We start from the raw sequence: 23,996 nt of genomic DNA on the forward strand, positions 1-23,996 counted from the left end.
ACGCCACTATTTTACCGCACGCAGATGGTCGGCTTCGCTGACAAATGCCTTGCCGCTTTGACGCTGGTATAGGCAGAGTTCGCGTCCGACCTGATTTTTCATGTGCTTTTGCGGATAGCGACCTTCCAGCAGCAGCGCATCAAAGCCCACGCTGTCATCATACTGAATCGGCTTACCCACCACTTTCGCTGTCTTCAGGCCGCTGGCCTTGAGACAGCTTTGCTGCATATTTTTGTCGTTCTGCTGCCATGCGGCTTCGCTCGACGCCTGCGCCAGCGGGCTCAACAACAGCGTTAACAGCAGCAATTTTCCACGCGTTCTCATCATCACTCCTCCATCAGCCTTGCAGGCCGAAAGATAAAAAAATTCCCGCCGCAGCGGGAAGAAATAAGACGAACATTGCATATTCGAGAGTGACGAGGAAATCTCCGTAGTGCGCAGTTATCCTCGCCCGGCGCTGTGACAGCCCGATGACAATGCAATGTCGTTTTTTTGTTATCCGCAGTACACCCGGGAAATTTTACCGCTTTGATCCGCCGCGAAATTTATCCGACGCAGATTGAAATCCATCGTTACCGCTGAATTCCACGGAATAGCACGCACGGGCACCGCGAAGCGTTTGTTGTCGAGCGTCGATAATGGCTGACCAACGTAGTTTTGGTATTGCGATGCGCCGCACTGATCGGTTTCCGGATCGTGGCTGGCAGCCGCGCTGGCGTCAGGTTTGCTGGCTGACTGGCACGCGGTCAGGGCAAAAAAGGCCGTTACCAGTAGCGCTTTTCCATAATGGGTCACAAGTTTCTCCTCCTGGATAAATAGACAACCGGTTTTTGAGAGTAGCAAAGCGTGACCGTGAAACGGAAATTTTTACAGCAGATTGGTCGCACTAATCAGCTCAAAAGGGCGATCTTCCTCTCAAAAGTTAGGATTAATCGCACGCACTGTCTAAAAATCAATCCGCCAGCCACTACAATTAACTAAGAATTTTCTTAGCGAGGAGGCAATGATGGAACTGGTGATATTTGTTGGCTTCGCCGCTCTGATGACGTTTGTTGCGATCAGAGTGCGTTAAAAAGCCGCGCACATTTCGTAGCGGCGCGATTTATCACGCAATGCATTGCGCCGCTACAATGTGTGCAAAATCAATTGACGGTTTCCTCTTCCTGTAACCGCGCATTGAAGGCTGCCAGCGACATGGGTCGGCCAAGGACATATCCCTGCCCTTCTTCACACGACAGCGCTTTCAGCGCCTTTAGCTGTGCTTCGGTTTCAATCCCTTCAGCGGTAATGGTCAGCGCAAACGCGCGAGCCAGACCGACAATCCCCGCCACCACCGATTGCGCCTGCTGCGATTCCGGGAACTCCTTCATCCATGAACGATCGATCTTCAAACCGTTGAACGGGAAAGTTTTCAGATAGCCCAACGCCGCATAGCCAGTACCAAAATCATCCACCGTCAGCCGCACGCCGAGCGCGCGCAGGCCTTGCATGATCTCCAATGCGCGATCCGGATTCTCAAAAGTGACGTTTTCGGTGATCTCCAGCTCCAGCCGTGTGGCCGGTAATCCACTCACCTCCAGCGCATGCGCCACGCGCTGCACCAGATCGTTATTACGAAACTCCACCGGCGAAATATTCACGGAAACATAGCGCTGTTCGCCCCAGTCGCGGGCGTCCACGCATGCGCGCATCAGCACCCAATCGCTGATCGCAGCGATCAGGCCGTTCTCTTCCGCTAATGGAATAAAGCGATCGGGTGTGATCCATTGGTCGTCGGCTATCTGCCAGCGAATCAGCGCTTCAGCGCCAGCCAGCTGCCCGCTTTGCAGCTGATAGCGCGGCTGGTAATGCAGCGTGAAGGCGTGATTGTGCAGCGCGCCCTCAATCGCCTGCACCATGTCGCGTTTTGACTGCAGATGGTTCGCCATATCGGTGGAGTACCAAACCCACCGATCGCGTCCGGCACTGCGCGCCTGAGCCAGCGCAATATCGGCCAGGCGTAACAGCGCTTCCGGCTGAGCCGCATCCTGCGGTGCTGATACGATGCCCATGCTGGCGGTGAGACTGATTTGATGCGATCCGCTGATGATCGGTTGATGCACCATGCGCTGCAGCGCACGACAGCGATATTCCACACCCGCCCGCGTGCTTTCGCGCAGCAGCAAAATAAAGGCATCGCCGCCGAGCCGGGCCGCCAGTTCATTCGGCGCCAGCAAGCTTTTCAGCCGTGTCGAGATCTCATTCAGAACGTCATCACCGACCGCGTGGCCCCACGTATCGTTGATCGGTTTGAACTGATCGAGATCGAAACTGATGACAAACAGCGGATCATCCGCGCTGACGCACTCCAGATACGCGGTTAAATACTCCTGCAGCTGCATGCGGTTCGCGAGGCCGGTCAGCATGTCATGACGTGACAGAAACTGAATGCGCGCTTCGGCGTCCACTTCATGAGTGATATCCGACACTGTGCCGCGAAAACCCGAGCGCAGGCCGTTACGCCGAATGGCTTTCGCCATTAACTGCCCAATGCGGCGCTCGCCGTTGGCCGACATAAACTGGCAGCGCAGCGGCACATGTTTCACCTCTTCGCCTTGACGCATCAGCCAGGAGACCAGCGAATGGCTGGGATGGCTCAGCAGTTGATCGAGCGGACGTCCAATCCAGCTTTTCACTTCATGGCCGGTCACCGCAGCAAAGCGCGACGAGAGATAACAGAGGCGGCCCTGTGCGTCGACTTCCCAAATCCAGTCCGACGCGGCTTCCGCCAGATCGCGAAAACGCTCTTCGCTGTTGGCCAACTCACGCTGACTGATCGCCAGCATTTCAAAGCGACGATCGGAGATCACCGCGTTGTGCAGTGCATGCCGCAGCACGCGACGCGTCACCAGCGCCACCGCCAGCGCGGTGAACAGCAGCAGCGGCATCATCAGCCACATCACACCGAAGCCGGGATTTTTCGGCTGCCAGCGCAGCACCAGGGGTTCGCCCTGCAGCACCGGCTCCACCAGCCGTGGCTCAAACCGCGCATCGTTTAAATCGCTAGCGATGCGCGGTTCAATCACATTCAGGGCTTTGCCCAGCGTTTGCAGTTTTTGTGGCGTGAAAGTGTTAACGAACACCATGACCGAAGCGGGGCCGGGCATCGTCGGCAAATCCTGTCCTTTGCCCGGCGTAATCGGCGCGGCCACGACAATCGCCGGGTTACTCTCCACCAGCGCATTGCCTGCAACGGCGTCATGCCGTGAGCGCGCCGCGCTTAGCAGTACGTTGCTTTGTGCGCCTAACAAGCTCTCAATCGAAGCATCCGATAATTCACCGTTAATCACCGCATAGCGGGTTTTCCCATTGCCATCGACCACGAACACGCCGTCGTAGTGATACTCCTTGTAAAGCCCCGGACCAAAGTTCTCTTCGTCCCACGCCCAAACCTTATTGACCGTCAGATGCAGGTTCTTCCAGCCTTCGCCCCAGTTAGCATAATCGCGCGCATCGACGAGCATCTGTTGCTGCTGTTGCTGCCACGCCTGACGCATCAGATTGGCATCCTGCTGGATTGAGTCGATGTTTTGTCGATGGGCGATAACCAGCACCATCACCACAGAGAGAAGTAGCACGCCAAACAGCAGCGAGGATAAGGTGCGCAGACTGCGCCGCGTCAGCCTTACCGTGTGTGCTTCCATATTGGTCCTGGCAGCCAGTGCCGTGTGCCGGTGAAACTCAGAATTCATGCGCATTGCTCGTAAAATACAGGCAGCAAAAAAAGGCGGATGACAACGCAGACTGCGCACATCTCCACCCTGTAAGGGTTTGATCGGTTATCGGCCCCAAGCGCCGCAGATTTAGTCTTGTTGGTGGAATATTTGAGCAGCGCAAATGTGCAGCACGCCACCTCGACAGGGATGATCGGCGTTGCTACTATGCGCTCTCCTCTGCTCGCTGAGTCGCCTATGGACACCCAATCCGACAAAGTTACGTTAACGCTGTTCTACGTGGGTAGCTTTGTGGTCTATTACCTTGTGACCATGCTGGTTACGCTGTTTCCCAATTACGGGATGCTGCGTACCAACGGCTTGCTGATGCCGGTGCTTTGCCTGGTGGAGTTTGCGGTGATCTATCCGCTGTACCGTTTTTACTGTCAGCGTCGCAGCGACATTCCGCTGGGCTTTGTGCGGCCGATGCAGGCGCTGCTTTTTATTGGATTGCTGTTTGCTTTGATGGTGGCGCAGACGCAGTTTCTGCAACCCGAAGGCTGGCTGATTGCGCAATCGCAGCAGGGACGCAGCTCGATGTTGATTCTGCTGCTCACCGCCGTGCTGCTGGCGCCGGTGTTTGAAGAAGTGCTGTTCCGGGGATTTTTACTGCAAGGTTTTCTGTTGTGGGCGCCGAGAAGCCGTTTGGCCTGCATGCTGCTCACCTCCCTGCTGTTCGCCGCGATGCATACCCAATATGTGCACTGGGAAACGCTGGTTGCCTTAACGCTGTTTTCCATGCTGCTGTGCTACGCGCGCCTGCGCAGCAACAGCCTGGCGCTGCCGATTTTCCTGCACACGCTGAACAATTTAATCGCTATCCTGCCCGCCTGGTATTTCGCTTAATAAAAAAGATCACGTTTTATACGCATAAAAATTATGCTAAAAATTAAATCTACAATCATTACAGAGTTAAAATATTTCATTAAATCACCATTAAAGATGAGGTCAACGGATGATATCTCTGAGTTCAGTTTTACAGATTGAGAATGAATTTGATTATAAGGTTCACTTTGCAGTTTATAATTATGAAGAACAGCCACTGGATGCTTTTGTTCGTAGTAAAGATGAATGGCAAGCATGGAATGAATGGAGAGGACATAGAGATGACTTCAACAGAAAATACATCTTCAGTTTGATAAAGTTTTACCCTCAACAAGAACGGTGGTTATTTGGTGGCATCTATGAAGTATTAGAAAGAAACCAGGAAAAATATACTGTTAAACTGCTCGATTTGCACAAAGAATTTATAGGTCGACTTCTTATAAAATATCCGGGCCCAGGAGCTCGTGGACGATCTTTCTTGTTTGAAAATCACTACACAAAAATGCAAATATCTCAGATACTTGAAGAGCAATACTCAGGCGAGACATTCTGCGACTTTGACAAAATCGAACATTCATTTGATAAAATCGAGCACATCATCAAAAACCAACGTTTAGATTGGAAAACCGCATTGCTAAACGTCAAAGGTGTCTATCTTATTGTAGATAAATCCAATGGAAAGAAATATGTTGGTTCCGCATATGGTGATTCAGGCATTTGGTCACGCTGGGAATGTTATGTTCACACCGGACATGGTTTGAATGAAGGACTCACGGAGATAATTTCTTTGGCTGGCATCGATTATGCCAGAAAGAACTTCCAATTTTCTTTATTGGAATTCTATTCAATGAGAACGGATGATCAGCTAATTATTGATAGAGAACAATTTTGGAAGCGCGTGCTATGCTCGAATAATTATGGTTATAATTTAAATTAGCTAACAGCTCTATCTCAAATTTTACGGCGCTATCAACGCGCCGTAAATAATTTTTTGCGCTACTCTTTTTCCGCTTCGAAATGGTTTTTGAACTGTTCGTAGATTGAAATCATGTTGGAAGCATCACCGTGCAGCGGGCTCAGTTTTCCCGCGCGCACCAGTTCAATCACCAGTTGCAAGGCGGCTTGTTTTGGGCTGCTGGCTGGTTGGGCAATTTCGTTCGACATGTTAACTCACTCATCGTTTTTATCAGGGCCGCATAGTTTAGCCCAGATTGAGCTACGGTTGCGCACTGCGATGCGTATAATCTTGCGAGCCGGACAAGAAAGCCGCTCAGGGTGATAATTGACTCTCAACGCGTTTAGCTATACTGGATCAAAAAAGGGAACGACCAGCCACACATTCCGTACCAGCGAGAAGGTGTTAAAGGAGTCTGATTATGCTGATTGGTTTTGTTTTATTAGTGAGCGCATGTGGGCATGATGCCTGTGATGCCTTACCGGTTTCGGAGCGTATCTATCCGACCAAAGTGGCCTGTGAGCAGATGGCCGATCGCATCCATAAAGTGCGGCCAAATGTGGTCTTACTTTGTGGCGAAGTGCACCGTTAATTCGGTGCCAGCTTGATTAAAGTTGCGCAAATAGTAGCCAAACGGCATTGCAAGAATGGGTTGTAGCGTTCAAAATATAAGCTGCTTTTCACTATCATCGTTGTGAATCCAATGAAAACATCTCGCCCCCGTCGTCCAAACGGACGCTGGGTTTATTACATTTTGTATGATGGCATTCTCTGGCCCTGCCCCGTACGTTGGGAATGGGAAAGCGGCTTCGGCGGCTGGCTGCCATTCTATTTCTCGCCCACGTTTGAGTTCGTGGCGGGCGATCCACGCAAGGCGTATCGCATTGCGCGCAGCAGTGCGCGTAACGTACGCCAGACAGACGGTGAGTACGCCTGATTGATTAGCCAATCTGCCACGGGAACCACGACGCCGTAAGCAGGTAATGCAGTAACTCCAGCACCAAAATCACCATCACCAACACGCCAAGCTTGTGGCTGCTGATCCACTCTTTCATCCCCATATCATCGCCGCCCAGCGAATCAGCATCAGCGCCCCGCAGATGCACAACAGCACCACGATCATTTTCCAGTGTTTGGTTGCAGCCAGTTTTTTTGCCACGCATCCTCCAGACGACAGAAAGCAACGATGCGCCCTAAGGCGCATCGTTGATTCTAACGCTGGTCACCCATTTGGGCGATTATTTATTCAGCGTGTAGTCGAGCGTGATTTCAGCATTCAGTACCTGAGAAACCGGGCAGCCCGCTTTGGCTTTCTGGATAATCTCATCAAACTTCGCGTCATCAATGCCCGGTAAGACGATGGCGCTGGTCAGCGCGATTTTGGTGATGGCAAAACCGTCGCCCTTTTTATCCAGCGACACATCCGCGGTGGTATCAATGCTTGTTGGCGGATGCCCTTCATTGCCCAACATCAATGACAACGCCATTGAGAAGCAAGCGGCGTGCGCAGCACCAATCAGCTCTTCCGGGTTAGTGCCCTTCTGGCCTTCAAAACGGGTATTGAAACCGTATGGTTGATTGCTCAACACGCCGCTTTCGGTACTTACCGTACCTTTGCCTTTAATGTCGCCTTCCCAATGGGCCGATCCTTTCTTATGAATGGTCATGTCATTCCTCCTGTTGTGTTCGACAGCTATTGAGTATAGACAACATGACTCATTCTGCTGGATTAGCTCACCGCGCGTGGACGCGCCGGACTCAAGCCCGCCTCACTCAACAGCGCGTTAGCCTGCACCAGCGAAGCCTGCGTAATCTCTTTGATCGATTTCGCACCGGTCAGCGTCATCGCCACTTTCATCTCTTTCTCAATCAGGTTGAGCAGATTTTCAACGCCGCGCTGACCGTGCGTTGCCAGCGCATAGACAAACGCGCGTCCCAGCAGCACGCTGTCGGCACCGAGGGCGATCATCCGCACCACATCCAACCCGCTGCGAATCCCGCTGTCGGCGAGAAGGGTAATATCGCCTTTCACCGCATCGGCAATTGCCGGCAACGCGCGCGCCGACGACAGCACGCCGTCCAGCTGACGCCCGCCGTGATTCGACACCACAATGCCATCGGCACCAAATCGCACCGCATCGCGCGCATCTTCCGCGTCGAGAATGCCTTTAATCACCATCGGGCCATCCCAGAATTCACGAATCCACTCCAGATCTTTCCAGGAAATCGACGGATCGAAATTGTTCGCCAGCCAGCCGATGTAATCTTCCAGCCCGGTCGGTTTACCAAGATAAGTGGAGATGTTGCCAAGATCGTGCGGACGGCCATGTAAACCGACATCCCACGCCCATTGCGGATGGGTTGCCGCCTGCCAGTATCGACGCAGCGGCGCATTGGGGCCGCTCATGCCGGAGTGCGCATCACGATAACGTGCGCCAGGCGTCGGCATATCGACAGTGAACACCAGCGTGGTACAGCCGGCGGCTTTGGCGCGCTCCAGCGCGTTGCGCATAAAGCCGCGATCGCGCAGCACATAGAGCTGGAACCACATCGGACGATTTATGGCCGGCGCCACTTCTTCAATGGGGCAAACCGACACGGTTGAGAGCGTAAACGGAATGCCTTTCAGCGCCGCCGCGCGCGCCGCCTGCACTTCACCGCGTCGCGCATACATGCCACACAAGCCGACCGGCGCCAGCGCCACCGGCATCGACAGGGTTTCGTTGAACAGCTTCGTTTCGAGGCTCAACTCCGACATGTTTTTCAGCACGCGCTGGCGCAGCGACACGTCGGAGAGATCGGCGACATTGCGCTTCAGCGTGTGCTCGGCGTAAGCGCCGCCATCCAGATAGTGAAACAAGAACGGTGGCAAGATGCGTTGCGCCGCGGCGCGATAGTCACTGGCAGCAGAAATGATCATCCGTTATTTTCCTTGTGCTGAGGTTGGTGGCCCGGCAGACGCGTAATGCGCGCCTGGCGCGCCTCATCTTCATGCAGGGTTTTCATAGTGGTGTGAACAAAGCCGAGATGATCCATCGCCGCCTGGCGCGCCGTTTCCGCATCACCGGCCATCACCGCATCAAACATCGCCTGATGCTGTTCGTTAAGACGATTAAAAATCACCGGATGGGTATACATGCGCTGACGGCTGTGCAGCACCGAGGATTGCAGCAGATCGAAAAAGCCGCGCATGGTCTGCAGCAGCACCACATTGTGCGAGGCTTCGGCGATGGCGAGATGAAAACGCAGATCGGCCTGCGCCGCGAGATCGGCATCGTCGCTCTGCTTAATCTTCAGCAGCGCATCAAAGGCGTAAGCCAGCCGCTCTTTATCGGCTTCGGTGGCGCGCAACGCCGCGTGCCATGCCGTGCTGGCCTCTATTGCGTGACGCGCTTCAAGGATGTCGTAGCGATAATCGGGATCTTCAGCCAGCAGTTGGCGAATCGGCTCTACGATGCGCTGTTCCGACCACGGTTGCTGCGGCTGACGTAGCCAGGTGCCGCCACCGCGTTTACTGATCAACACGCCGCTGCTGATCAGTTGCTGGATCGCCTCGCGCAGTGACGATCGCGATGAACCGAACTCGGCCGCCAGCGCGCGTTCGGACGGCAGCCGCATACCCGGCTCCAGCTGATGCTCGGTAATCCAGGCGCAGAGCCGCGCCCGCAGCGTATTTTCGGTCATCGCATTATCCTGAGAAAGGCTCCCCCGCCATGCTGCATTGGTAGGACCAAAATGCAGCATGGCGGGCTTGATAGAGGAGAATGGTTAATGCTTTGTTATTTCGATGCAACGAAACAGGCGGGATTTTTCAGGTTATGTGACGACGCGGCCACATTTGAATCTTTTGGTAGGACCAATTACGCCGTAGTCCGGCCAAAGGCCCGACCATAACTGCGCGGATGAAAGCGCAGGTTCAGCAAAATCAGCCCGACCGTCACCGCCGCCTGCATCAGCCAGACGCTGGAAAAACTGTGGGTTAATGCCTGCAGCTGACCGCCGATAAACGGCATGCAGCCGGCGATGATAAAGCCCGCGCCCTGCATAAACGCCACCAGCCGTGCACCGGCCTGCGGATGCGGCAGGTGATCAAGCGCCAGCACCATCGCCAGCGGGAATGCCGCGCCCAGTCCAAATCCGGCAATCGCCGCCCACAGCCACGGCGCGAACAGCGGAGCAAACAGAAAGCCGCTCATGCCGATCAGCTGACAAACCAGGCTGATAATCAGCTGCGGACGCCGATCCGCCTTACGCGCTAGCAGCGGCATCAACAGCGCACCTGCAACCTGACACAGAATCATTGCGCCGAGCAGCGATCCGCCGGCCTGCGCCGACCAGCCAAGATGATGATAGGCATCCGGCAGCCAGGCAACGCAGGTGGCGTAACCACCGTTCACCAGGCCAAAACTGATTGCCAGCGTCCAGGCGCGCGGCGTGCGCCACAGCGACGGCAGCGCAACCTTTTCCGTGCTGGCGACGGTTGGTACGCGCACGTAAAGCCACAGTGCAATCGCCAGCAGCACCGGCAGCGCCCAGCCGCTCAGCGCCAGCGACCCGCCAAAATGATCGCTGATCCACGGCGATAACGCCGCTCCTAAACCGCCGCCGCCCATCAGCGCACCGGCCCACAATCCGGTGACCGGCGCGCTGCGCTGTGCAAAGCGCTGACGAATCAGGCCCGGCATCGCCATCTGTACCACGCCCACGCCAAGGCCGCCAAACAGCGCGCTGACCACCAGCCAACTGCCGTCGTGGATCACGCCACGCGCCGCCAGCGCCAGCAGCAGCAGCGTCAATCCGGCCAGCAGCAAGCGTTGCAGCGGCACGCGCTGCATCAGCGAAGCGCTCAGTAGCGCGACCGCGCCCATCATCACCATCGGTACCGCAGGCAGCAGCGAAGCCGCCAGTGAAGAGAGTCCCATCGTCTGCCGAAGCTGGCCGAGTAATGGACTAAGAGAAGTGAGTAACGGTCGCATATTCAGCCCAGCCACTACCAAAGCGGCGAGCGTTAATCCGTTGAAATGTCGATTCATACACAATCCTGCTGCAAAGAGGTTGTCAGCATCGCAGCAGTCGTTACTATTTGGAAATGAAATAACACCATAACGACCAGTGGAAAAATGAATCGTCAACCGATGTTCACCCCGCAGCAACTGCTGAGTTTTGTCGCGGTGTGCGAAACCGCCAGCTTCACTCGCGCCGCCGATCGCGTGCATCTGTCGCAATCCACCGTCAGCCAGCAGGTGCGTCGGCTGGAAGAGATGATCGGTAAACCGCTGCTACAGCGCACATCGCATCAGGTGGCGCTCACCGAAGAGGGCGAGAAGCTGCTGGGCTATGCGCGCCGCATCATCGCGCTAAACGGCGAAGCGCACGACGTGCTGAGCGATAAATGGCGCGACGGCGTGCTGCGCCTTGGCGTGCCGGAAGATTTCGCCGCGCCGACCGCCGGTTTGCTGGCGGAGTTCAGCCGCGATCATCCGCAACTGCGCCTTGATGTAATGAGCGGCATGTATGTCGATTTGCATCGCGCCTGGCAGCGTGAGGAGCTGGATATCATGCTGATCAAACAGCCGGGCGGTGAACGTCCGCTGGCTGCGCGCCCCGAGCCGCTGCTGTGGCTGGACAGCGCCGCACATCCTTGCTTTGAGCAAACGCCGGTGCCACTGGTGGTGTTCCCGCAGCTCGGTTTATATCGCGAGGAGATGGCGCAGACGCTGGATAGCCTTGGCCGCAGCTGGCGCATTAGCTACAGTAGCGCCAGTTTGGTGGCGCTCGCCAGCGCCAGCGCCGCCGGATTGGGCTTAACGCTGCTGCCCGCCAGCTGCCGCTTGCCTGAGCATCGCGTATTAGGGGAAGCCGATGGTTTACCCACCATCAACCATTTTGAACTGGCGCTATTTTGCCGTGCGCCGCAGGACGAACTGCAGCAGGCGCTGGCCGCCGCGCTGGTGACCTTTTGTCAGCTGCAGTGGCAGTGATTTTTCCACTGCTAACCAGTGGCAAATATCGCAGCGCGCTGCGTTGAGTTTTGCCAGATTAAGCGTTTCTCATTTGATGGAACCTCTGATGCAACTGACCTCTCCCAGCCGTCGTGAATTTCTCAGTCTGACCGCCGCCGGAAGCCTGCTGGCCGCCGGCATCAGCTACGCTGCGCCCGCTTCACCGCTGCTCGCCAGCAGCACACAGCCGCACACGCCGCCACCGCGCGTTGCGCACTACCAGCTGCTCAATGTCCGCCTCGAAGAGGGCTTTGAGCGCGACGGTAAAGAGGTGATCGCCACACGCACCGCGCTGTACGACATCACTATCAAAGACGGCACTTTCGCGGCGATTGATGCCGCAGGCAAAGCGCGCAACACCAATCTGCCTCAGTGGGATGCCAACGGCGCCCTGCTGCTGCCGCGCACCCGTGATATGCATATCCATCTCGACAAAACCTTTTACGGTGGTCCGTGGGAAGCGCCGCGTCCGCGTCAGGGCAAAACCATCATGGATATGATTGCGCGCGAACAGGTGCTGATCCCGCAACTGCTGCCGACGTCGCAGGCGCGTGCCGAAGCGATCATTGGTTTGCTGCACAGCAAAGGCACCACCGAAGCGCGCAGCCACTGCAATATCGATCCGGTGAGCGGCCTGAAAAGCCTTGAGCATCTCAAGCTGGCGCTGGCGAATCATGCGGAATTCCCGTGTGAAATCGTTGCCTTCCCGCAGCACGGTTTGCTGCACTCGAAGGTTGATGGCTTGATGCGCGAAGCGATGCAGATGGGCGTGCAGTTTGTCGGCGGGCTCGATCCCACCAACGTGGATGGTGCGATGCAGGCGTCGCTGGATGCGATGTTCCAGATCGCCCTCGATTTCCAGCGCGGCGTGGATATCCATCTGCACGAAACCTCGCCATCCGGCGTGGCGGCCATTCAATACATGATCGATACCATCGCGAAAAACCCGCAGCTGAAGGGTAAAGTGACGCTGAGCCACGGTTTTGCGCTCGGCACGCTGGAAGGCAAAGCGCTGGATCAGATGATTGCGGGCATGGCCGAGCAGCAGATGAGCGTGGCGTCGACCATTCCGATTGGCAAGCTGACCATGCCGCTGCCGCAGTTGCAGGCGGCGGGCATCACGGTGATGACCGGCACGGACAGCGTGATCGATCACTGGTCACCGTTTGGCACCGGCAGCATGCTGGAGAAAGCCAATTTGTACGCGCAGCTGTATCGCGGTTCCGATGAGTTCGGTTTGAGCCGCGCGCTGCATATCGCCACCGGCGGGATTTTGCCGCTGTCGAATCAGGGCGAACGTCAGTGGCCGAAGGTCGACGATGAAGCCAGCATGATGCTGGTCGAGGCCAGCTGCTCCGCCGAAGCCGTTGCCCGCATCTCCCCGGTCCGCGCCACCTTCCACCGCGGATTGCCGGTGTTCAGTGCGTAAGCCCAAAAATCGCACATTCCCGTAGCGGCGCGTGGCTGAAGGCACCCAACAAAAAAGCCTCCGCAAGGAGGCTTTACGTACGACATAAACAGGCAGCATGCGCACACCCGGTGAGTGCTGGATTTTACGAAAGCATCTGAATCGCCAGCGCATACAGCCGCTGGTTTTCATCGTCGCTGACAGGCTCTTCTTCCGCGTAACAGGCAATCATAGAGCTGACTTTATCCGAAGATAAGGTTTCTCCATGCAGATGCAGCGTTAACACGGCGCGGCCGACGATTTTCAGAATGTCTTCGTTTTGTCCCTGGACATAATGACTCAATGAAATGACCTCTGAAATATTATGGGTATTTACTGATTAGCCAAACGGCGGGGTAAATATAAAGCAAATCGGCTATTCGTTTTAATCAGAATTTTACCTAAGCGAAGCCATTCATTAGCACAATACTTATAAGTAAGCATTAACAAACCCTGATAATGCTTGTTTAATAACGCTAATTCTCCTTTTTCGTTGAATATGTCGAGGTTTAGCGCCTTCATTGCAGAATAAAATCAACCACAAAAGCATTAGAACTTCGCAACAGTATGCGTATAAAACGAGACAAGCCTGTTATAACACTAACGGTTTTCAGGCAGGCAGCAGAAGCGCTTTTGCCATTGCCGATCACGCCCCTTTCTGCCAGACTGACCGCCGCCATCCTACCCGCAATTAGAGACTTTCCCGTGACTGCTTTTTCTACCCTGACGCAACTGCCCGCCAGCCAACTCGATAACCTGCGCGAGATGGGTTTCGACGCCATGACGCCGATTCAGGCCGCTTCCCTGCCCGCGATTCTGGAAGGGCGCGACGTGCGTGCGCAGGCGAAAACCGGCAGTGGCAAAACCGCCGCCTTTGGCGTGGGTTTGCTGAACCGCATCGATAACAGCCAGTTCCACACCCAGGCGCTGATTCTGTGCCCGACGCGTGAGCTGGCCGATCAGGTCAGCAACGTGCTGCGTCAGCTGGCGCGTTTTACCCGCAACATCAAAATTCTGACGCTGTGCGGCGGCCAGCCGATGAGCGCGCAACGTGATTCCTTAGTGCATGCGCCACATATCGTGGTCGGCACGCCGGGCCGTTTGCTCGATCACCTGAAGCGCGACAACCTTGATCTCAGCCAGCTGCAAACGCTGGTGCTGGATGAAGCCGATCGCATGCTGGAGATGGGCTTCCGCGACGACATGGAAGCGATCATCGGCTTTACGCCAGAAACACGCCAGACGCTGCTGTTTTCTGCCACCTGGCCGGATACCATCGCCAGTCTCAGCCAGCGTTTTCAGCGCGATGCGCTGGCGGTCGCCACCGAAGATAAAACCGAGTTACCGACCATCGAGCAGCAGTTTATTGAAGCCAGCGCCAAAGAGCGCCACAGCCTGCTCGGCGCGCTGCTCAGCCAGCAACAACCGGCCTCATGCGTGGTGTTCTGTAACACCAAGCGCGAGTGTGACGACGTTGCTGCCGCGCTGAACGAGCGTGATATCAGTGCGTTAGCGCTGCATGGCGATCTGGAGCAGCGCGATCGTGAGCGCGTGCTGATTCGCTTCGCGAACGGCAGCATCCGCGTATTGATCGCCACCGACGTCGCTGCACGCGGTCTGGATATTAAATCGCTGGCGCTGGTGGTGAATTTCCAGCTGGCGTGGGATCCGGAAGTGCACATTCATCGCATCGGCCGTACCGGTCGCGCCGGTGAGAAAGGGTTGGCGGTAAGCTTTGTCGCCCCCGACGAAATGGTGCGCGCCAATGCGCTGGAAGAGTATCTGCAGCAGAAGCTCAATTGGGTTTCCTCCAGCTCGCTGAAAGGCACCAGCGCCAAATCGCTGCCGGCGACCAAAATGACGCTGTGTATTGATGGCGGCCGTAAAGCCAAAATCCGTCCGGGCGATATTCTCGGCGCGCTGACCGGTGAAGCCGGTTTTAGCGGCGACCAGATCGGCAAGATTGATATGACCGCCACCCACGCCTATGTTGCCATCGACGCCGCTCAGGCGAAGAAAGCGCTGATCAAGCTGAAAGAGGGCAAGATCAAAGGCAAAAGCGTGCGCGCCATTCTGCTGAAGTAAAGGGTACCCGCGTGAGGGCGATCGCTCTCACGCTAAAATTTCCGTTATCTCCCCCTTCATTTTTTTTCTCTTCTGCCGATAAGTTAATCATGGCGATATTGCCCTGCCCTTTACTCAGCCCAGATCTGCTCCGAGGCCATGATGGATAATTTTCAGAAAGAGATCGATGAACGCGCCAACCTTGCGCTTTCCAATAAATTCGAACTGCTGTTGTTCCGACTGGGTTCCGATCAGCTGAAAGGCAAATCTGAGCTGTACGGCATCAACGTGTTTAAACTGCGTGAAATCGTGCCGATGCCCATCATCACTCGCGCCGCTGGCATGCAATCGCCGCTGCTTGGCATGGCGAGTATTCGCGGCCAGTTTATTCCGGTTATCGATCTGCCCGCCGTCACCGGCTGCAAACCAGAAACCGGCCTTAACCTGCTGCTGGTGACCGAATATGCGCGCAGCACTCAGGCGTTTGCGGTGGAATCGGTGGAGAACATTGTGCGTCTCGACTGGAGCCAGGTGCACACGGCGGAAGCGGGCATCGGTAGCCGCAACATCACCAGCATCGCCTGTCTGGATACCGACGGCCAAAGCAATAATCTGGCGATGGTGCTGGACGTTGAGCAGATTCTGTATGACATCATTCCTTCAGTGCGCGGCGTTGAGCCAAGCGCAGAGACCGCCAAAGACTTCAATCTGAAGCCTGGCCAGGTGGCGATTGTGGCGGAAGATTCCAAAGTGGCGCGTCAGCTGCTGGAGCAAGGCCTGAAAAGCATGGGCATCCCGGCGATTATGCACAACACCGGTCTGGAAGCCTGGATCAAAATTAACGAGATGCAGAAAGAAGCGGCTGCAAACGGTGAGTCGATCCACGATAAGATCGCGCTGGTGCTGACCGATCTCGAAATGCCGGAAATGGATGGCTTTACCTTAACGCGCAACATCAAACGCGATAACAACCTGCGCCAGATTCCGGTGGTGATCCACTCTTCACTCTCCGGCAGCGCCAACGAAGATCACGTGCGCAAAGTCGGTGCCGATGGTTACGTGGCGAAGTTCGAAATCAACGAGCTGTCGAATGTGATCCACGGCGTGCTGAAAAAGCCGCGTTAATTATCGTAACGCCACCGTTCATAGCGTAATGCTTGTCAGTTAAGACCTGAAAACCCTTAATTACCGAGAGCACACAGTGTAGCGGCGCAATTCATTGCGCGATAAATCGCGCCGCTACGGAATGTGCGGTGATTTGATAAGGTGCTTAACTGATCGGCATTACGCCATTCCTGGCGACCCTTCAACCAGGATCCTCCCGCCTAACTTTCCCATCCAGTCAAAAATCAAGGTTAACGTCATTAACCAAACCGTGACGCATCTCTAAAAAATTAAAGTTAAAACATTAACAACCGATAACTGATAGCGCTTGCGCTGGTACTGCCATACCAGATTTGTCAGGCTGCGTAACCATTTTTACCTTAGAAAACATCAACCTGATGCGGGCGCCTTGCCTGCTTTTCCGTCTTGAAAACATCAATTTTTGGCATTACGGGGAGAACCAATGTTGAGCTTAAAGAATATGAAGGTCGGCGTCCGTTTGGGCATCGCCTTTGGTTTAGTGGTGGCACTGTTAGTCATTGTCGGCATCACGTCGATTACCAAAATTAACAACATCAAAACCGGTATTACGTCGATTGTGGAAGACCGTTACGTAAAAGTGCGTCTCGGTTTTGACGTCCGTGACGGTGTTAACGATCAAATTAAATATCTGCGTGGCATCGTGATTGATACCACGCGTCCGGAAAATAACGTTAAACGTTATCAGCAACTCGCCGAAGCCACTGAGCATACCAACAACGCGATGAATAAAATCAAAGCGATACAGGTTACCGAAGTGGGTAAAAAGAAAATCGCCGGGCTGCTGGCGGCCAGTGACAAATTCGAGGCCGAGAAACATCAGCTGATTGAGCTGGTACGCGCTGGCGATGCAGACGCCGCCAGCACCTATGTACTGAAATCCATTACCGATACGCAAAACGCTTTCCTGGCGAGCGCGGTGGCGTTTGCCGATTCGCAATCGCAGCAGTTACAGCAAGAAGGCGCGAAGATTATTGATAACGGCTCATCCGCTATTGAGATGACGCTAATCTTCTCCGCTCTCGCCATTGCGGCCTCCATCGTATTAGGCTTTATGCTGACGCGTTCAATTGTGCGTCCGCTGAATGAAGCGGTGGAAATCGCCGGAAAAGTCGCGGCAGGCGATCTCAGCTCGCACATTGAAATCAGCGGTAAAGATGAAACCGCCGTGCTGATGCAGGCGCTGCAGGCGATGAACGACAATCTGCTCACTATCGTTTCCGATGTGCGCGCCGGTTCCGATACCATTGCTGTCGCCTCGAATCAAATCTCCAGCGGTAACATCGATCTCTCATCACGCACCGAACAGCAGGCCAGCTCGCTGGAAGAGACCGCATCGGCGATGGAACAGATGACCGCCACCGTCAAGCACAACGCCGAAAACGCGCGGGAAGCTAATCAGCTGGTGGCCAACACCTCCAACGTGGCGAAGCAAGGCGGCGTGGTGATGGAACAGGTGATCGAGAAGATGGAAGCCATAACGCTCTCTTCGAAGAAGATCGTCGATATTATCAGCGTGATCGATTCCATCGCCTTCCAGACCAACATACTTTCCCTTAACGCCGCGGTCGAAGCCGCACGCGCCGGTGAGCAAGGCCGTGGTTTCGCCGTGGTGGCCACCGAAGTACGTAATCTGGCGGCACGTTCGGCATCTGCCGCTAAAGAGATCAAGGTGTTGATTGAGGATTCGGTCGCGCAGGTGGATGAAGGTAGCCGTCTGGTGACGCACGCCGGTTCAACGATTGGTGAAGTGGTCAACAGCGTGAAGAGCGTGGCGGATATTATGAGCGAAATCACCATTGCCAGCAGCGAGCAAAGTAGCGGGATTAGCGAGATCAACTCAGCGATTACGCAGATGGAGGCGGTGACGCAGCAGAATGCCGCGTTGGTGCAGGAAGCCTCAGCGGCGTCGCAGGCGTTGCAGGAACAGGCAGATCGCCTGGCGCAGTCGATGAGTGTGTTTAAAACGGCTGCGGTGTAATGATGACAAGGTCGCCATGCCTGGCGACCTTTCTGATATATATGCTTAGCTGACCAGCGAATAAGCAATCGACGAAATCGCCAGCACGCCAACGATCACCACAAACACGTTACTGATTTTCCCGCTGTACTGACGCATCGCCGGCACTTTCTGAATGGCATACATCGGCATCAGGAACAGAATCATCGCAATAATCGGCCCACCCAGCGTTTCAATCATGCCCAGAATACTGGGGTTCAGCGTTGCCACCAGCCAGGTGGTCAGCAGCATAAACGTGGTGGTCAGGCGATTCAGACGCTGCGGCGTGACGGTTTTACCGCGGCTGCGCAGCGACTTCACAACCATGCCGTTAAACCCTTCACGCGCCCCCAGATAATGCCCGAGAAACGACTTCGTGATCGCCACCATCGCCACAATCGGCCCCATCCACGCAATCATCGGTACATTAAAGTGGTTGGCTAAATAGGACAGAATAGTGATGTTCTGATCTTTCGCCGCCTGCAGATCGGCGGGCGACAGGCTCAGCACGCAGCTGAACACAAAGAACATCACCGTCACGACCATAAGCAGATGGGCGTTCGCCAGGATGCGCGAACATTTCTTCTCCGCGCCTGCGCCGTACTCATCGCGCTTGGCAACAGCAAAAGAGGAGATAATCGGCGAATGATTAAAGGAGAACACCATCACCGGAATCGCCAGCCACAGCGTCATCAGAATGCCGTGGCCGCTTACATTCGCATCTAACGACAACGTTTCCAGCGCTGCACCATGCCAGTGCGGTACCAGATAAGCCGCCAGCAGCATCAGCACCGCCACAAACGGGAATACCAGTATGCTCATCGCTTTCACAATCATCTGCTCGCCAAAGCGCACCACCGTCATCATGCCGATGATCAGAATCAGCGACAGCAGCGCACGCGGCGGCGAAACCAGCCCCAGCTGATGCACGATAAAGCTATCAACGGTATTGGTGATCGCGACGCTGTACATCAGCAGGATCGGATAGATAGCAAAGAAGTAGAGCAAGGTGATGATCTTGCCAGCGCCCACGCCAAAGTGCTCTTCCACCACTTCGGTAATGTCTTCGCCGGGATTTTTACCGGAGAGCACAAAGCGCGTTAACGCGCGGTGCGCGTAATAGGTCATCGGGAAGGCAAGAATCGCCATGATAATCAGCGGAATCAGCCCGCCTGCACCGGCGTTAATCGGCAGGAAAAGCACGCCCGCACCAATCGCCGTACCGTACAGACCCAGCATCCACACGGTATCACTCTTACGCCAGCCCTTAGCCGCCGTTTCTACGGTGCCAAGCGTACCGGTTTGTGAGTTGTCCATCTGTCTCTCCAGAATTTCAAGCTTTATCAACATGCAGCCACAAAGATGGCTACCAATCATGGCGTGGGCTGCTCCGCCCGGCCGGAACGCAAAGGATGACGCTTCATGAGATGAAATTCACGCATCCTGATGTTTTGCGCCGCAGTAAATGCACGAAACATGCGCGCAATCGATTGCATGGGGCGCTATTTGACATGAGACGCGGAATGAGTGCAAGAAGGAGTAACGGGGAGTCAGCAGAAAGGCGTGAGGAAAGTGGAAAGGTGTGGCAACGCTGGGCTGTTACCACGGGTAGTGCAGATGACACAAGAGCAACTCCCCCGGCCACTAGCCTCTGATACAGCAAATGCGTCCAGAGGCTAACGCCGGGAGAATTTAATTAGAATGCGCGCATTCTGTAGAGTGCATAAAGAAAATAGTACGCTGTGAGTGTATTCAAATTCATAATCATGTACTTCAATTTTTCATTTTTATTCAGCAGGATGAAAATACCTTTTGAGTATTTACCCCGCTTTATTTGATCAATTTCCTGGGCAATATCCGCAGGTGAAAACGATGAGTGATACATTGCGGTCACGATTTGCATATCCAGCGCCAGCACACGTTTGGAGATGCCTTTAAGGAAATAGTCGAGATCGCTGGCCTGATATTTACTGATGATCGAATCATACAGTGCGGTGAGAAACTGTTTACGTACTTTCAGTTCACTGTATTGCACTTTACGCTTCGATAATGAACCCGCCACGTCTTCATAATGATAAGCCGCACCCGGCGTGACCAGAAAATTGCTAATGCAGCTGAAGAATTTAAGGTTAAATAGCAAATCTTCGCTCATGGAGATACCTTCCAAAAAGCGCAGGTTCAACTCCTCAATAATCTGACGGCGATAACATTTGTTATGCAGATAACCGATGTTATCACTCATCTCCAACTCACCGAGCACATAAGGAATGTCCTCCTGACTGAAGAAGCCCGCCTGCGACACTTTGCCCACGCGGTTGTCGTTGAGGTTGCCCACCATCAAATCGACAGATTCCGCTGGCCAGGCATCGAGATTCTGTTTGAAGATCATCAGGAAGTTATCATCCACCCAATCATCCGCATCGAGGAATAACACATATTCACCGCTGGCTTGCTGCATTCCGCTATTTCGAGCGGCGCTGACACCGGCATTAATTTGGTGAATTACCGTGACCTGCGAATAAGCACTAAACTCCTGCAGAATATTCGCGGTTGAATCGCTGCTGCCATCATTAACCACAATCACTTCGTAACTGCTGAACGTCTGTTTAAGCACGCTCAGTAAGGTACGTTTAATGGTTTTTTGTGAGTTATAGACGGGAATGATAAGACTAAACAGGGGTTTTTCATTCATGATAAACTCTCTTTACTGTCTGAGGTTTTGATATTGTTAAATAACAGCCATAGTTTCCTGGGATTGATAAAAATTTGATGAATACGCATTACGGGTTGAGCAGGGAAAAAGTAATTAAGCAGGGAGAAGGATAAAAACTCGGTTAATACCACGCTCATGGCCGCGCCATTTAAACCGAAATAAGGAACCAATAATAAAGAGGAGGCCACGCAAATTAATAACACCACGAAGGTTTTCTTCACTAAATAGCGATATCCGTTGTACTTAATAATGAAACGATCCATCACGCTGCTTAGCACCGCGCACATCGCACCCACGCTGAGTAACAGCGTTGGCGCTACCGCATCGAGATACTCCGCACCGTAAAAGTCACGGATAAACCATCCGGACAATAACCAAATCGCCAGAATCACCAACGACGAGACACCTATCACCAGCAGATGTAATTTCTGCGCTTTGATAATCGATTGCCGATCGTCACGTTCGGCAAAGAACGCCGGGAAAAAGGAAGCCAGCAAGGCATTGGGTAAAAATACCCACGCGGTGGCGAGCGTCAGCGCGACAGAGAAAATCCCCGCCTCTTTCACGCCAAGGAAATACGACACGCTGATTTGGTTAACGCGGGTATAAATCGCCACCGCAATCACGGAAAACACCAGAGAAATACCGGACGCCACCATATAGCGGGAATATTTCTTCATCTGGCGCAGTGCCGGAATCGGTACCTGACGATGGTATTTCAGGAATATCGTCAGTTTGATGGCAAAAGGAATAAAGGTCGCCAGTACGATCGGAATCGACAACAGTTGCGGATCCAAACCGTAATACGAAATAAAGAAGCGCACGGTTAAACTGATCGCCAGCCCCGCCAGATTGGCGATGACATTCAGGCGCGCATTAAGCATCGCCTCGTTGTAGATATTGACCAGATCGAGCGAAGAAAACAGACAGGCAATCGCCGCTGCGCAGACAAATACCCGCGCTTCAGCACTCCACTCTTCGCCCATAATCAGCATGCCGCTGGCTGCCAGAATGCCGTAAATCACTAACACCAGCAGAAAGGTCGCCATCATTAAGCGCATGCCGGAGTGATGATTTTGCGATAAGCGTTTCAGCAGAATCACATCGCTGCCCATCAGCGCGATGCTTTGGATGAACTGAAAGACCAGCATCGAAATCGAGATAATGCCGAAGGTGGTGGGCCCCACATATTTCGCCACATAAGAGGTGACAAATATCAGGCCGAACACCGCAATCAGCTTTTCAGCGATCATCCACAGAGAATTTTTTAATTTATCTTTCACAACTCAACCTCAGCGTTTATTTCTGTGCCAGGCGGCGCAGACGCGATACCAGTCGTGGACTGACAAAAAACAGCGCAAAGTACAGGCTCCACGGATTGAGCATCAATCCTGATGTGAAATAGGACTTGAAGCTGCGACGGTAGAGCGAAATATATTCATCAATAAAGGCGCGGCTGAATCCGTCGCTGTGCAGCGCTTTATAGATATAAGACGAGGTCACTTTTAAATAGAGATGGTAATAACAGCGGCTATGCTGCGCGGATAAAAACGCCTGCATGCCATTAAACGAACGCGCAAAGGAGAAATGCTTTTCGCGTAACGCCGATCGCGTGGCGGAGTTGGTGGATTCCACATAGTGATAAACCACCCGCTGGGTGAAGATCACCTGACGATCCTGTTGCAGGTGCAGGTAATTAACCACAAACAGCAGATCTTCGAAGTTATAAATCTCTTCGTTAAAGGTGAGCTGATGCTGACGAATCACATCACCACGAAACACCTTGTCGCAGATGCCGTGACGCGGATTGAAATAGAGCAGATCGTTAATCGCCGCCGAAGCGGTCAGCTGGCGCACGTCACTGCTGTTGGCCGGGAAATCGAGCGGATCGCCTTGCGGCGTGAAGTGCTGCGATTCCCCACCCACCATGGCGATGTTGTTTTGCATCAGCCGCACATAGGTGGCAAATGCGCTGGCCGGCAGAAAATCATCGGCGTCTAAAAAGCACAGCAGTTTGCCGCGCGAGGCGTGAATGCCCTGATTGCGCGCCGACGAAACGCCGCCGTTGGTTTTATCGATGATATGAAAATGCGGGTAATGGGCGTAATTCTGTAATATCGCGAGCGAGTTATCGCTGGAGCCGTCATTAATAAAGATCACTTCAAAACGGCTTTCTTCCTGCTGTAGCAGGCTATCAATGCATCGCTCCAGATACGCCGCGGCGTTATACACCGGCACGATGACGCTGATTAAAACGTCGTTAACGGGATTTTGCATATAACCTCTGGACTCTGTCGGAGTAAAAGTTGCGGGCGGAAAAAATATTTGCTGAACATTGCAGTGATTAACAGTGCACGTTGCTTGCGCCCGGCTTAACATTTATTGCCTGTCTATTTCAGAGTTTCCTCAGGTCAAATAAAACTGGCCTTTAATTCTCTGTAAAAAGATCGCTAAATAAGATAATCGCCAAATAAACCGTGCAGATTTATTCTGCTTTCGTCAGGTAAAACAGGCAGGCTACCGCCCCAGGCTTGCAGCTACCTGTTTACTGACTACGCATAAACCCATTTTTCAGGCATAAAAAGGCTGCGCTGCGCTCGTAAGAGTTCAGTTAATTTTCAGCCAGTTACGTTTTATCTTGCGGTGATTTGGCTTAATAGCGTCACCACGTCATTCACGGCGAACTTAAATTAAATTTTTATCTGTCTGGTAATGAGCGTTAAAAAAACGCTGGCGTCTTTATCGCGCTCATCACCAAAAACAAGAAATGCCGACCGGGGCTGAGTAGGTGCATCAACAGACGGGCCTTCTCAACGAACGTCACGACATTAACGATATTTGCTGTGTGCCCTGCACTTTTATTACTTCGGCGCGTCTTTTGCGTTCCGATGAGTGCAAGTGGCGTTAATTCAGTGCGGCGTTTGCGGTCGCACTGCAACGGGCTTAATGCCCAAATTTTGCGATCTAATTCAAAACTTTTCCCGGCATTCTCACCACTCCGGGTTATAAGGTCAATGGTTGCCAGGCCAAACCGGAATTTACTCAGAGAAAGGCTGGATTAAACAACGGCGCATAGATTAGCCGTGGTGAATTGAT

The 23,996-nt window shown here is 53.8% G+C and carries 23 protein-coding genes; 9 read left to right on the forward strand and 14 right to left on the reverse strand.

Annotation, left to right across the window (positions count from 1 at the left end; translation table 11 throughout):
* Positions 1-6: 6 nt before the first annotated feature.
* The 3 genes from DEU53_RS16650 to DEU53_RS16660 all read right to left on the reverse strand — a co-directional run bounded on the left by DEU53_RS16650 (position 7) and on the right by DEU53_RS16660 (position 3,731).
* Entirely contained in the window at positions 7-324 is a 318-nt protein-coding gene (locus tag DEU53_RS16650) for a hypothetical protein (RefSeq protein WP_101762484.1), read from the reverse strand.
* Between the two features lie 171 nt (positions 325-495).
* A complete protein-coding gene (locus DEU53_RS16655; RefSeq protein WP_101762485.1) occupies positions 496-795 on the reverse strand; it encodes an I78 family peptidase inhibitor in 300 nt (99 codons plus the stop codon).
* 347 nt (positions 796-1,142) lie between these two features.
* Positions 1,143-3,731 carry an EAL domain-containing protein gene (locus DEU53_RS16660; protein WP_110867778.1) on the reverse strand — a complete coding sequence of 863 codons (2,589 nt, stop codon included), beginning with the start codon at positions 3,729-3,731 and terminating at the stop codon, positions 1,143-1,145.
* 219 nt (positions 3,732-3,950) lie between these two features.
* On the opposite strand from DEU53_RS16660, the gene DEU53_RS16665 reads away from it, so the two are divergent.
* The gene (locus tag DEU53_RS16665; protein WP_110867779.1) at positions 3,951-4,598 is read left to right on the forward strand and encodes a CPBP family intramembrane glutamic endopeptidase; all 648 of its coding nucleotides are present in this window, start codon (positions 3,951-3,953) and stop codon (positions 4,596-4,598) included.
* Between the two features lie 109 nt (positions 4,599-4,707).
* Positions 4,708-5,514, forward strand: coding sequence for a GIY-YIG nuclease family protein (locus DEU53_RS16670; RefSeq protein ID WP_110867780.1), 807 nt, complete (start codon positions 4,708-4,710; stop codon positions 5,512-5,514).
* A gap of 59 nt (positions 5,515-5,573) precedes the next feature.
* On the opposite strand, the gene DEU53_RS23090 is transcribed toward DEU53_RS16670, so the two are convergent.
* Positions 5,574-5,741 (reverse strand): hypothetical protein, encoded by a 168-nt coding sequence (locus tag DEU53_RS23090; RefSeq protein ID WP_167391189.1) that lies wholly within the window; start codon positions 5,739-5,741, stop codon positions 5,574-5,576.
* 212 nt (positions 5,742-5,953) lie between these two features.
* Here DEU53_RS23090 and DEU53_RS23095 point away from each other — a divergent pair, with 212 nt between their 5' ends.
* A complete protein-coding gene (locus DEU53_RS23095; RefSeq protein ID WP_007887091.1) occupies positions 5,954-6,124 on the forward strand; it encodes a hypothetical protein in 171 nt (56 codons plus the stop codon).
* A gap of 111 nt (positions 6,125-6,235) precedes the next feature.
* On the forward strand, positions 6,236-6,469 hold the full coding sequence (locus tag DEU53_RS16675) for a hypothetical protein (RefSeq protein ID WP_110867781.1): 234 nt from the start codon (positions 6,236-6,238) through the stop codon (positions 6,467-6,469).
* Positions 6,470-6,583: 114 nt separating this feature from the next.
* On the opposite strand, the gene yniD is transcribed toward DEU53_RS16675, so the two are convergent.
* From yniD to DEU53_RS16695, 5 genes are all read right to left on the reverse strand, one after another.
* The gene (gene yniD / locus DEU53_RS23205) at positions 6,584-6,691 is read right to left on the reverse strand and encodes a small membrane protein YniD (RefSeq protein WP_021507251.1); all 108 of its coding nucleotides are present in this window, start codon (positions 6,689-6,691) and stop codon (positions 6,584-6,586) included.
* Between the two features lie 79 nt (positions 6,692-6,770).
* On the reverse strand, positions 6,771-7,199 hold the full coding sequence (locus tag DEU53_RS16680; RefSeq protein ID WP_101762490.1) for an OsmC family protein: 429 nt from the start codon (positions 7,197-7,199) through the stop codon (positions 6,771-6,773).
* Between the two features lie 62 nt (positions 7,200-7,261).
* A complete protein-coding gene (lldD, locus tag DEU53_RS16685) occupies positions 7,262-8,452 on the reverse strand; it encodes an FMN-dependent L-lactate dehydrogenase LldD (protein WP_110867782.1) in 1,191 nt (396 codons plus the stop codon).
* Positions 8,449-9,216, reverse strand: coding sequence for a transcriptional regulator LldR (lldR, locus tag DEU53_RS16690; RefSeq protein ID WP_101762492.1), 768 nt, complete (start codon positions 9,214-9,216; stop codon positions 8,449-8,451). The genes lldD and lldR overlap by 4 nt, the downstream gene beginning before the upstream one ends.
* A 176-nt stretch (positions 9,217-9,392) precedes the next feature.
* Complete coding sequence (locus tag DEU53_RS16695) at positions 9,393-10,565, reverse strand: cyanate transporter (RefSeq protein WP_110867783.1); 1,173 nt, start codon at positions 10,563-10,565, stop codon at positions 9,393-9,395.
* 87 nt (positions 10,566-10,652) lie between these two features.
* On the opposite strand from DEU53_RS16695, the gene DEU53_RS16700 reads away from it, so the two are divergent.
* Complete coding sequence (locus DEU53_RS16700) at positions 10,653-11,513, forward strand: LysR family transcriptional regulator (RefSeq protein WP_110867784.1); 861 nt, start codon at positions 10,653-10,655, stop codon at positions 11,511-11,513.
* A gap of 88 nt (positions 11,514-11,601) precedes the next feature.
* Entirely contained in the window at positions 11,602-12,963 is a 1,362-nt protein-coding gene (locus DEU53_RS16705) for an amidohydrolase family protein (protein WP_110867785.1), read from the forward strand.
* A 124-nt stretch (positions 12,964-13,087) separates the two neighbouring features.
* Here the strand turns inward: DEU53_RS16705 and DEU53_RS16710 are convergent, their stop codons facing one another.
* A complete protein-coding gene (locus tag DEU53_RS16710) occupies positions 13,088-13,285 on the reverse strand; it encodes a hypothetical protein (RefSeq protein WP_039333073.1) in 198 nt (65 codons plus the stop codon).
* Between the two features lie 401 nt (positions 13,286-13,686).
* Here DEU53_RS16710 and dbpA point away from each other — a divergent pair, with 401 nt between their 5' ends.
* From dbpA to DEU53_RS16725, 3 genes are all read left to right on the forward strand, one after another.
* Positions 13,687-15,066, forward strand: a complete 1,380-nt coding sequence (gene dbpA, locus DEU53_RS16715; protein WP_101762496.1) for an ATP-dependent RNA helicase DbpA — start codon at positions 13,687-13,689, stop codon at positions 15,064-15,066.
* A gap of 141 nt (positions 15,067-15,207) precedes the next feature.
* The gene (locus DEU53_RS16720) at positions 15,208-16,170 is read left to right on the forward strand and encodes a chemotaxis protein (protein ID WP_110867786.1); all 963 of its coding nucleotides are present in this window, start codon (positions 15,208-15,210) and stop codon (positions 16,168-16,170) included.
* A gap of 442 nt (positions 16,171-16,612) precedes the next feature.
* Positions 16,613-18,169, forward strand: coding sequence for a methyl-accepting chemotaxis protein (locus DEU53_RS16725; protein ID WP_110867787.1), 1,557 nt, complete (start codon positions 16,613-16,615; stop codon positions 18,167-18,169).
* Between the two features lie 45 nt (positions 18,170-18,214).
* Here DEU53_RS16725 and DEU53_RS16730 read toward each other — a convergent pair whose 3' ends face one another.
* From DEU53_RS16730 to DEU53_RS16745, 4 genes are all read right to left on the reverse strand, one after another.
* Positions 18,215-19,504, reverse strand: a complete 1,290-nt coding sequence (locus DEU53_RS16730; RefSeq protein WP_110867788.1) for an HAAAP family serine/threonine permease — start codon at positions 19,502-19,504, stop codon at positions 18,215-18,217.
* A gap of 379 nt (positions 19,505-19,883) precedes the next feature.
* Positions 19,884-20,879: a glycosyltransferase family A protein gene (locus tag DEU53_RS16735; RefSeq protein ID WP_101762499.1), complete on the reverse strand. Its 996-nt coding sequence runs from the start codon at positions 20,877-20,879 to the stop codon at positions 19,884-19,886.
* Positions 20,876-22,183 (reverse strand): oligosaccharide flippase family protein, encoded by a 1,308-nt coding sequence (locus tag DEU53_RS16740; protein WP_110867789.1) that lies wholly within the window; start codon positions 22,181-22,183, stop codon positions 20,876-20,878. The genes DEU53_RS16735 and DEU53_RS16740 overlap by 4 nt, the downstream gene beginning before the upstream one ends.
* Before the next feature lie 16 nt (positions 22,184-22,199).
* Positions 22,200-23,177, reverse strand: a complete 978-nt coding sequence (locus DEU53_RS16745) for a glycosyltransferase (protein ID WP_110867790.1) — start codon at positions 23,175-23,177, stop codon at positions 22,200-22,202.
* Between the last annotated feature and the right edge of the window lie 819 nt (positions 23,178-23,996).

It is taken from the genome of Pantoea sp. AG1095, from assembly GCF_003208415.1.
Lineage (GTDB): Bacteria > Pseudomonadota > Gammaproteobacteria > Enterobacterales > Enterobacteriaceae > Pantoea > Pantoea leporis.

Coding starts and splice junctions, on each gene's coding strand:
- DEU53_RS16650 (WP_101762484.1), bottom strand. CDS start 324: ATGAGAACGCGTGGAAAATTGCTGCTGTTAACGCTGTTGTTGAGCCCG.
- DEU53_RS16660 (WP_110867778.1), bottom strand. CDS start 3,731: ATGAATTCTGAGTTTCACCGGCACACGGCACTGGCTGCCAGGACCAAT.
- DEU53_RS16665 (WP_110867779.1), top strand. CDS start 3,951: ATGGACACCCAATCCGACAAAGTTACGTTAACGCTGTTCTACGTGGGT.
- DEU53_RS16670 (WP_110867780.1), top strand. CDS start 4,708: ATGATATCTCTGAGTTCAGTTTTACAGATTGAGAATGAATTTGATTAT.
- DEU53_RS23090 (WP_167391189.1), bottom strand. CDS start 5,741: ATGTCGAACGAAATTGCCCAACCAGCCAGCAGCCCAAAACAAGCCGCC.
- DEU53_RS23095 (WP_007887091.1), top strand. CDS start 5,954: ATGCTGATTGGTTTTGTTTTATTAGTGAGCGCATGTGGGCATGATGCC.
- DEU53_RS16675 (WP_110867781.1), top strand. CDS start 6,236: ATGAAAACATCTCGCCCCCGTCGTCCAAACGGACGCTGGGTTTATTAC.
- DEU53_RS16680 (WP_101762490.1), bottom strand. CDS start 7,199: ATGACCATTCATAAGAAAGGATCGGCCCATTGGGAAGGCGACATTAAA.
- lldD (WP_110867782.1), bottom strand. CDS start 8,452: ATGATCATTTCTGCTGCCAGTGACTATCGCGCCGCGGCGCAACGCATC.
- lldR (WP_101762492.1), bottom strand. CDS start 9,216: ATGACCGAAAATACGCTGCGGGCGCGGCTCTGCGCCTGGATTACCGAG.
- DEU53_RS16695 (WP_110867783.1), bottom strand. CDS start 10,565: ATGAATCGACATTTCAACGGATTAACGCTCGCCGCTTTGGTAGTGGCT.
- DEU53_RS16700 (WP_110867784.1), top strand. CDS start 10,653: ATGAATCGTCAACCGATGTTCACCCCGCAGCAACTGCTGAGTTTTGTC.
- DEU53_RS16705 (WP_110867785.1), top strand. CDS start 11,602: ATGCAACTGACCTCTCCCAGCCGTCGTGAATTTCTCAGTCTGACCGCC.
- DEU53_RS16720 (WP_110867786.1), top strand. CDS start 15,208: ATGGATAATTTTCAGAAAGAGATCGATGAACGCGCCAACCTTGCGCTT.
- DEU53_RS16725 (WP_110867787.1), top strand. CDS start 16,613: ATGTTGAGCTTAAAGAATATGAAGGTCGGCGTCCGTTTGGGCATCGCC.
- DEU53_RS16730 (WP_110867788.1), bottom strand. CDS start 19,504: ATGGACAACTCACAAACCGGTACGCTTGGCACCGTAGAAACGGCGGCT.
- DEU53_RS16735 (WP_101762499.1), bottom strand. CDS start 20,879: ATGAATGAAAAACCCCTGTTTAGTCTTATCATTCCCGTCTATAACTCA.
- DEU53_RS16745 (WP_110867790.1), bottom strand. CDS start 23,177: ATGCAAAATCCCGTTAACGACGTTTTAATCAGCGTCATCGTGCCGGTG.